This is a genomic window from Psychrobacter sp. A3, assembly GCF_028823565.1.
Taxonomy (GTDB): Bacteria; Pseudomonadota; Gammaproteobacteria; order Pseudomonadales; family Moraxellaceae; genus Psychrobacter; species Psychrobacter celer.
The window spans coordinates 20,633-29,595 of sequence record NZ_JAPEHS010000031.1 but is presented as its reverse complement, the minus strand read 5'-3'; the positions used below and the strand labels follow the sequence as shown (position 1 = coordinate 29,595).

At 49.0% G+C, this 8,963-nt stretch carries 7 protein-coding genes; 5 read left to right on the top strand and 2 right to left on the bottom strand.

Annotation, left to right across the window (positions count from 1 at the left end; translation table 11 throughout):
• From NK638_RS06405 to NK638_RS06395, 3 genes are all read left to right on the top strand, one after another.
• The coding region (locus tag NK638_RS06405) for a YbjN domain-containing protein (protein ID WP_274632365.1) at window positions 1–750 on the top strand (750 nt) is incomplete at its 5' end.
• Between the two features lie 118 nt (window positions 751–868).
• The gene (locus NK638_RS06400; protein WP_274632364.1) at window positions 869–1,786 is read left to right on the top strand and encodes a histone deacetylase family protein; all 918 of its coding nucleotides are present in this window, start codon (window positions 869–871) and stop codon (window positions 1,784–1,786) included.
• Window positions 1,787–1,842: 56 nt separating this feature from the next.
• On the top strand, window positions 1,843–2,049 hold the full coding sequence (locus NK638_RS06395; protein WP_192994904.1) for a DUF2905 domain-containing protein: 207 nt from the start codon (window positions 1,843–1,845) through the stop codon (window positions 2,047–2,049).
• A 155-nt stretch (window positions 2,050–2,204) separates the two neighbouring features.
• Here NK638_RS06395 and NK638_RS06390 read toward each other — a convergent pair whose 3' ends face one another.
• Window positions 2,205–2,978, bottom strand: a complete 774-nt coding sequence (locus NK638_RS06390; protein WP_274632363.1) for a sulfite exporter TauE/SafE family protein — start codon at window positions 2,976–2,978, stop codon at window positions 2,205–2,207.
• 107 nt (window positions 2,979–3,085) lie between these two features.
• A complete protein-coding gene (coaBC, locus tag NK638_RS06385) occupies window positions 3,086–4,477 on the bottom strand; it encodes a bifunctional phosphopantothenoylcysteine decarboxylase/phosphopantothenate--cysteine ligase CoaBC (protein WP_274632362.1) in 1,392 nt (463 codons plus the stop codon).
• A gap of 141 nt (window positions 4,478–4,618) precedes the next feature.
• Between coaBC and radC the strand changes: the two genes are divergently transcribed.
• Window positions 4,619–5,302: a RadC family protein gene (gene radC / locus NK638_RS06380; protein WP_274632361.1), complete on the top strand. Its 684-nt coding sequence runs from the start codon at window positions 4,619–4,621 to the stop codon at window positions 5,300–5,302.
• A gap of 277 nt (window positions 5,303–5,579) precedes the next feature.
• The gene (locus NK638_RS06375) at window positions 5,580–8,663 is read left to right on the top strand and encodes an acyl-CoA dehydrogenase (protein WP_274632360.1); all 3,084 of its coding nucleotides are present in this window, start codon (window positions 5,580–5,582) and stop codon (window positions 8,661–8,663) included.
• Window positions 8,664–8,963: the final 300 nt, after the last annotated feature.

The window sequence follows — 8,963 nt, the reverse complement described above, 5'->3', positions numbered from 1 at the left end:
CCGCCTGCTGTCGTCGATGACGATAATGACGACTTGCGGCAAACCACGATCGATGATGAGCTCAATGACAGGCCGTTATCTAGCGACAGATCTGCCAGCCGTCTAGACAGCAATTCAAACAGCCATGTAGACGTCTCTGATAATGACAGCAAGCCTATCGGCACCGCGCCTCCTCAACCTACGTCAGATAGCACTCATCAGTCGCCCGATCCTACCGACACTCATATCGATATTGTCGAGTGCTTAAAACAATACTTTGAGCAAAAACAATGGCACTATGTCTACTATCGCCCAAGCAAAGGCAATCAGCGGCAGTCGCATCATTTGTCGCTAAAGATGCAACATAAGCAGCTAAGCTGTGGCTATTTGTTTCGCGTGCCAGCAGAAAACAAACTGCTGGCCGTATATGGCATATTGCCTTTTTTGATTCCAGAGAGTCACCAAAGTGCCGCGATGCTATTGATTACCCAAATCAACTATGACATGCTGATTGGCAATCTAGAGATGGATATCAACGATGGCGAGATACGCTATAAATATGCTATCGATGTCGAAGCCGTCGGTATCAATGACGATATCATCGAACATGTCTTACAAAGCGTCATCGCCATGACCACAGTCGCCCATGAGCTGTTTTATGATTTGATCAATCAGCAATATCCTGCCGAAGACATGCAAACGTTACTGACAGAGCTGCGTCAACAAGCAGATTCGCGCACCTTCTTTTTGCCAACTCAGTATGTTCAGTAATCTACTGATTCTGATGGCTATCCGCAGCTTTTACAATTCCTCACCAACCCCTTATTTTCAAAGCGTTTAAACTTATCTATCCTTAAAACACTTTTCAAAAAAGACATGCTTTAACACTATGCTAAAAATTGCCTATTCTGACGTGTTTCGTTATAGCGTGCCTGACAAGCACCGCTTCCCTATGCAAAAGTACATCATGATTCCTGAGCGCTTGCTTGAAGAAGGCACCATCACCCATGATAACTTTTTTGCGCCAAAACGTCTGACAGAAGAAGAAATCTTAACCACGCATACAGCGGACTACTGGCATAAGCTTAAAACCCAGACCTTGCCGCGCAAAGAAGCGCGACCTATCGGTTTTGAGATGACCGAAGCGTTAGTGGATCGGGGTCGTCATATCGCGCACGCCACTTATGAATGTGCATTATATGCCCAGCAGTATGGGGTGGCGATGAATGTCGCGGGCGGCACCCATCATGCGTTTGCCGATCATGGCGAGGGGTTTTGTGTGTTTAACGATGTGTGTATCGCCAGCAATTTATTATTAAGTCGCAGGCAGGCGCAGAAAATTTTAATCGTGGATTTGGACGTCCATCAAGGCAATGGTAATGCCAGCATTATGGCGGATGAGCCGCGTGTTTTTGTCTTTAGTATGCATGGCGCTAAGAACTATCCGTTTCGTAAAGAAATATCCGACTTAGATATTGAGCTGGACAACGATATGGGTGATGCAGAATATTTACAGATTTTGATGGAGACGCTGCCACGCCTAATTAGCGAGGTTGCACCAGATATGATTTTTTATCAGTCTGCGGTCGATGTGCTGGCGACCGATAAGCTGGGTAAACTTGGTCTCACGCGCGCAGGCTGCAAAGCGCGCGATGAATATGTGCTTGAGCAAGCAAAAGCCGCTAGCATTCCAGTTGCTATTGTCATGGGTGGTGGTTATTCAGAAGATATTGAAGATGTGGTCGAGGCGCACTGCAATACCTTTCGCATCGCCCAGCAGCTGTATTTTGGTGAAATAGCTGGTTAAGGTTCAGCGCATGTATGGTGGAGACAAAAGAGTAAAATAAGATTAGCGAGGGTTATATGGCAAAGATATTGATTATTATAGGGGCTGTACTGGTCATTGTCGGGGTTATTTGGCTGCTGTTTCCTAGCGCGTTTTCTTGGATAGGTAATCTGCCAGGCGATATTAAGCACACCTCAGGCAATACTCGGGTTTATTTTCCAGTGGTCACTATGGTAGTTATCAGTGTTATCGCGACCATCGTGTTAAATTTATTCAATCGCTAACCTGAAAAACACTCCCTATAGTCAACTTACTTTAAACCGAGTCAGTGCTACTGGGAGGTTGTTTGTGCAGCATCGAACGATAGCAGCACGCAAGCAAGATTTATATCAGTAGTCCGTAATAGTTGATGGTTTGATTCTGTTTATTACTGACCATACTAAAAAAACGCCATCACCCCCTGCCAGCCCACACGCAGCCCCAGTACGGAGAGAATCACTAAAATAAGCTGACGAAAGCGTGCTTGCGGCAAATAACGACGCAAGCGGATGCCAATCAACAACGTCGCAACCGACAATACACTAAATACCGCTATCAGCTGCCACTCACCACGGCCAAGCGCCATGATTGGCTCACGCAATACGATGATTTGAGCGATTTTACCTAAGAAATAACACATATTGCCGACTTTGGCGATGGTGTTTTTATCATTGCTGGCAGAGAGCAAATACATCATCAGGATGGTCGACATCGCGTTGGTCGCACCACCAATAACGCCTGCACTAAAACCTACGATAATCAGTACTGGCTTGGTATCAGGCAGACGGATTTGCTTACCAAGTAAGCTACTGACCACATAATAGCCAATGACCGCCGCCAGCAGTACTAAGATATACGCGCTATCGACCCACAGTAGTAGCTTTGCCCCCAAAATACTGCCAAGCAGACTGGTCAACGCCAGCAGCCAGTAGCGTCTGCCATAATAGATAAAGTTTTGCCAAATACTACGGCCACCGCCCGCCAGCCACGTCAGCGCGTTGAGCAGTAATGACGGAAAAATAATCAGCACAATGGCGTATGGCAGCGGGTACATACTCGCAAGCGCAGTGGTGGTGACCAAGGTGACGCCCAGCCCGCTAATACCATGCAGCAGTGATGCTAGCGCAAAGATAGCCATCAGTAATACGGTCTGGGTACTTATATCATCCATCATACCTACCACACCGCCTTAGCGCCCGATTTGACCCAACTGATCTGCATCACTATTCTGACATCACCATTTAGCTGTGCCTTGATAGCTGTGCCGTGATTGAGCTATGACTAAGCATCATACCGCTGCCAGAGGGTCTCACCGATAATACGGGTCAACTGCTCAGCGATTTTATCCTTGCTTGCTTTTTCTAACGTGACACTGTCGTGCTCATAACGCTCGGAAAAAAACACTTGCATGGCGTTATCATCACTGGCAAATCCAATATCCGCGCGAGACACATCATTGCAAGCAATCAAATCCAAGTCTTTGGAGACAAGCTTACCGCGTGCATAACGCTCGACATCTTGCGTTTCTGCTGCAAAACCCACGACAAACAGCTCAGGATGCGCAAGCGAGATAGTCGCTAAGATATCAGGGTTTTTTATCAAGTCTAGTGTCATCGACTCTTGGGTTTTTTTGATTTTTTGCGGCGCCGCGTCTCGGGTACGATAGTCAGCGACAGCCGCAGTGGCGATAAAGATATCAGCGACTCTAGGCTCGTCATCAGTGACATGGTCGTGCATATGAGTGTGACCACCTTCGTGCTCATGCGTCTCACCGCAGCCACAATCATCGTGATGTTCGTGCGAATGGTCATGAGAATGCTCAGAATGGTGTTCATGCTCCTCTTCGGGCATATACTGTAATGCCGTATGCGTACCTGCCACACACTGCTGAGCCGTCAGCAACATCTCTTCGGCAGACAGCACATCGATACGCGTGACACCCGTCGGCGTCGGTAAACCCACCTTGCCACCTGCTATCAAGACCACCTCGGCACCGGCGGCTACGCAAGCGCGCGCTAACGCAAAGCCCATCTTACCTGATGAATGATTGGACAAGTAGCGTACCGGATCGATCGCCTCGACCGTCGGCCCTGCAGTAATGACCACTCTTTTACCAGCCAATAGCTGCGGCGTGGTCTGCATGGCATTGAACAATAGCACCTCGGCCAACAGCGCCTCAGGCTCAGGTAAGCGGCCGGCTCCCACATCACCGCACGCTTGCTCACCGCTGGCCGGGGCAATGATTTGATAGTTCATATCGCGTAGGGTCTGCACATTGAGATTAACCGCAGGGTGTGCCCACATCTGCTGGTTCATCGCTGGCGCAACCAGCACCGGCGCGCTCGTCGCCAAACAGACTGTGGTGAGCAAATCGTCCGCCATACCCATCGCTAGGCGTGCCAAAGTATTGGCAGACGCAGGCGCGATGACGACCAAATCTGCCCATTTTGCCAGCTCGATATGCCCCATACCCGCCTCCGCTCGCTCATCGAGTAAAGAGATATGCACCTCGTTACCCGTCAGCGCCTGCAATGTCAGAGGCGTGATAAAGGCTTGCGCGCCGCTGGTCATGATGACGCGCACATCAAAGCCTGCTTTGACAAGCAAGCGAGCAAAAATAGCGGATTTATAAGCGGCGATACCGCCGGTGATAGCGAGCACGATATTGGACATAAGCATGGCATCAATAAAAAAGTGGAAAGATAAATTGCGCTTATAGTAACAATTATGAGATAAATTGGGTAAAAATTTACGTATTCCGCCCATTTATCGATACAGGCGTGTTTATCAAAATAGCACTTTTAGGAAATAATAATGGCAATCAAGGACTGGCACGAAGACGACCGACCGCGTGAGAGACTACTCAAAAACGGGGCAGCAAGCTTGTCTGACGCTGAGATTTTGGCGATATTTTTACGTACGGGTACTCAGTCACAGTCGGCAATCGAGCTGGCGCGGCATCTTATCGACCAATTCGGTAGCCTCGCTGAGCTGTTGGCCGCCCCGCAAGACACCGTCCTCGCCTGCCATGGCATCGGCCCTGCCAAGTACGCCCAGATACTGGCCTCGCTTGAGATGGGGACACGCTACTTGGACAGTCAGCTAAAAACAGGGCAAGCGCTTGGACGCTCGCAAGTGGTCAAAGACTATATCAGCACCCAGCTACGCGGCGAGCAACGCGAGGTCTTTGCCGTACTGTGCTTGGACAACGCACTCAATTTATTAAATTTTGAGATACTGTTTACAGGTGGTATCTCCTCTTGCTCTGTCTGTATCAAACACGTCCTACGCCATGCGCTGAGTCATGCAGCCAATCAGCTTATCATCGCCCACAATCATCCGCACACCGATGCGACCCCATCGACTGCCGACAATGTGCTTACCTATGAGCTAAAAAAAGCCTGCGACCTAATCGACTTATCATTGGTGGATCATATCATCGTGGGGCGCAACAACACGTTGTCTTATGCCGAAAACGGCTTTGCGCCTTTTTCTTAAATGATAAAAATATCGATAGTCATCCCATAATCGCCATACCTAGCGTCTTATGATACATATTTTCGACACAGCGTAGCACTTTCGCTATTGATAGTCATCGACAACTGTTTCATATTGATGGCTAACTGTGTCGTTCGTAGAGATTTGACTCTCAGTATTTTGAAACACGGCCATAAATAACACTTAAAAACCCACGTCAGAAAAACCATAACTATATGTATCTGACCTGCATTCACACATTTTTACGCTATTGTTTGGCGTTATAAAGGAGACAGTCATGGCAATTGGCTTATTTATTTTGGCAATATTCATTCAATTAGCCATGGTCTTGGCCATCTTTTTGATGTCCTTATCACGTGTCACAGGCAGTATCGTCGCCCTTGCCACCGTTATCATCACTGCTGTTATCAGCCCGTGGTCGCTTATTTTGGGTATTCCAATTGCGGTGTTGTGCTTGATACTGCTTATCTCGCCGCTGCGGCAGTCCCTGATCACCAAGCCGGTCTATAAGACGCTGGGCGGTGCGATGCCCAGCATGAGCGATACTGAGCGAGAAGCGCTGGATGCTGGCACCAGCTGGTGGGAAAAAGAGCTGTTTATGGGTGCGCCCAATTGGGACACTTTTGCCAAATATCCTTATCCAGAGCTGTCAGATGAAGAGCAAAGCTTCATCGATAACGAAGTAGAGACGCTGTGCGCCATGCTTGATGAATGGAAAATTCAGCATGAGGATAAAGAGCTTTCGGCTGAAGCATGGCGATTTATCAAGGACAATGGCTTTTTGGGTTTGATTATTCCAAAAGAATTTGGTGGCCGAGCGTTTAGCTCTTATGCCCAAAGTCGGGTGATGAGCAAAATCGCCTCACGCTCGCCGACAGCAGCAGTGAGCTGCATGGTGCCAAACTCACTCGGCCCAGGCGAGCTGCTTATGCATTATGGTACCGATGAGCAAAAACAGCGCTGGCTACCGGGACTGGCAAGCGGTGATGAAGTGCCTTGTTTTGGTTTGACAGGGCCTGAAGCAGGCTCTGACGCAGGCGCGATACCGGATACTGGTGTGGTGTGTTATGGCAGGCATGAAGGCGAGCACGTGCTCGGCCTACGGATGAATTTCTCAAAACGCTGGATTACTCTGGCTCCTATCGCGACAGTCGTGGGCTTAGCCTTTAAGATGCATGATCCAGAAGGCTTGCTTGGGGATGCTGAAAAGACCGACTACGGCATCACTTGTGCGCTGATTCCCGCCGATCACGAGGGCGTGGTCGTCGGGCCTCGTCACAACCCTATTGGCTCGCCCTTTATGAATGGTACGGTCGATGGCAAGGATGTCTTTATTCCGCTGGATTATATCATCGGCGGCGTCGAAAACGCGGGGCGCGGCTGGCGTATGCTGATGGAGTGCTTGGGCGTCGGCCGCGGCATCTCTTTGCCTGCTCTGTCCACGTCGGCCAGTGAGATGACCTATCTGTCTGTCGGTGCCTTTGCCAAAGTCCGCGAGCAGTTCAAAATCTCTGTCGGTAAATTTGAAGGAGTACAAGACGCCACCAGCCGTATGGCCAGTCATACCTATATGTTAGAGGCGTTTCGTCATCTCGTCACCTGTGGTCTCAACCAAGGGGGCACACCATCGGTCATGACGGCCATGGCAAAATACTACGCCACCGAAACCATGCGTGAAGTGGTAAATGACGGTATGGATGTGGTCGGTGGCCGTGCGGTACAGATGGGGCCACGCAACTTTTTGGCGACGCCTTATCAGGCAATCCCTGTCTCTATCACCGTTGAGGGTGCCAATATCTTGACGCGCTCACTGATGATATTTGGTCAAGGAGCGATGCGCTGCCATCCTTATCTGTTTGATGAGCTACAACTGCTACAAAGCGAGGACAAACATCACGCTATCCGCGAGTTTGATACTTTATTCTTTAAGCATTTGGGTTATACCTTTAACCGCGGGGCAAAAGCCTTTGTCGCAGGCTATGTCGGCGGCAGCAATCATGTGCCAAGCTTTGCCGATGCCTTTACACGCCCTTACTACAAGCACATTAACCGCTTGAGTGCGAGCTTTGCGCTGACCGCAGACATGGCATTAGGGCTACTGGCAGGAGATTTGAAGCGTAAAGAGATGCTCTCTGGCCGCCTAGCAGATATTCATAGTCATTTATTTATCGCGACGGCCATCTTGCAGTTTTATGAGAATGGCACCAAATCTGAAGCTGAGCGCTTGCATGCCGAAGTCGCTTTACAAAATAGCCTGTTCACCATCCAAGAAGCGTTTGAGTCATTTTTTGAAAACTTCCCAAATCGCTTTGCCGCAGCGTTGGTTGGATTTGTGACTTTCCCCAGTGGCCGCATCTTTACGCCGCCAAGCGACGAGCTAAAACGTCAGCTCGGCGATGCCTTTATGGAAGACTTTGAGGCCAATCCTTTTCGGGATTACCTCAAGACCATGGTCTATTACAATACCGACGAGGACGATGTGACAGGCCGTATGGAAAACGCCTATCAGACCTTGTTGGGTATCGAGCCGCTGTGGCAAAAATTTAAAAAGGCAGAGCACAAAGACAGCTTTGCCGGTCTGAGCTTTGAAGATCATGTGGTCTATGCCAGCCAAAACGAAGATATCACCGAAGAAGAAGCCGAAGTGCTTATTCAATACAATGCCATACGTTTTGACTCACTATTGACCGATGTCTTTGACAAGCATCTATCACAAGCGCAGCCACGCTTTAACCCTCATACGCTCGAAAATGCGGTCAATCAGTTGACTGACTATGCTGAGCGCAAACGTGCGGCGCAAGCTCAGAGTGACGCCGCGCCTTATAATGAGTCTGCTACCGACACAGTCACTGACACAGCAGCCAATAGCATAGCAGCGGGCGCAGCTCACAATGCCGTAGCGGCAGAAGGCTTGCAGGGCGCAGCAGATGAGCCAACAGGCGATGATAATCCCAACCATGGCTATGAGCCTGATGGTGAGGTTGAAATGGTCGCAGAGCAAGACTCTCAAAAAGAAAGACAGGCTCAGACTGACTTTGATGACTCTCATCCTGAGATTGAGGCCTTGGATGCACGTCACCGTGACGCCGCCTCGCACCTCAATGAGCGTATGGGCAACAATCATCGTAGCACAGCCTCAGAGCGCGCTGAGCCAGACAACGCTCAACTGCATGGCACTCAGCTAACGGACAATGCCGACCAGATAGATACTGACCATGCCAATACTGATGACATTAATCACGACGACGTCAATCAAAAAGACAGGGCGCAAAAAACGCAGTCTATCGACGAGCACTTAGACGAGCTGGGCGATAGTGAGCCATGGCAAGACAAACATCGCCACGAGGAAAGCAAAAACTAAGCGATGGACTATTTAGAAAGTGCCTCTTTAGAAAGCACTGTTTTAAAGCACTGTTTTAAAGCACTGTTGCTTATTAGCGCGTGACCTCATTTAGAGAGCTATCGATAGAATTAAGAATACGCCTAGCCTCTCATCTTGATAGACTTATGTCTTATAGTAAGGTAATTCTTACCAGTGGCCTGAGACTTAACCATTAATATATTATCTGTCATTTTTACAAAAGACTGCCGCGGTTAGGCAGTCTTTTTTTTGTCCAAGCGTTTTTGGTCATCGCATCCTTTTGAAGATGACATTTAACAA

Bases quoted from the DNA above. Each gene is read 5' to 3' on its own strand.
- NK638_RS06400 (WP_274632364.1), top strand. From the start codon at position 869: ATGCTAAAAATTGCCTATTCTGACGTGTTTCGTTATAGCGTGCCTGAC.
- NK638_RS06395 (WP_192994904.1), top strand. From the start codon at position 1,843: ATGGCAAAGATATTGATTATTATAGGGGCTGTACTGGTCATTGTCGGG.
- NK638_RS06390 (WP_274632363.1), bottom strand. From the start codon at position 2,978: ATGATGGATGATATAAGTACCCAGACCGTATTACTGATGGCTATCTTT.
- coaBC (WP_274632362.1), bottom strand. From the start codon at position 4,477: ATGTCCAATATCGTGCTCGCTATCACCGGCGGTATCGCCGCTTATAAA.
- radC (WP_274632361.1), top strand. From the start codon at position 4,619: ATGGCAATCAAGGACTGGCACGAAGACGACCGACCGCGTGAGAGACTA.
- NK638_RS06375 (WP_274632360.1), top strand. From the start codon at position 5,580: ATGGCAATTGGCTTATTTATTTTGGCAATATTCATTCAATTAGCCATG.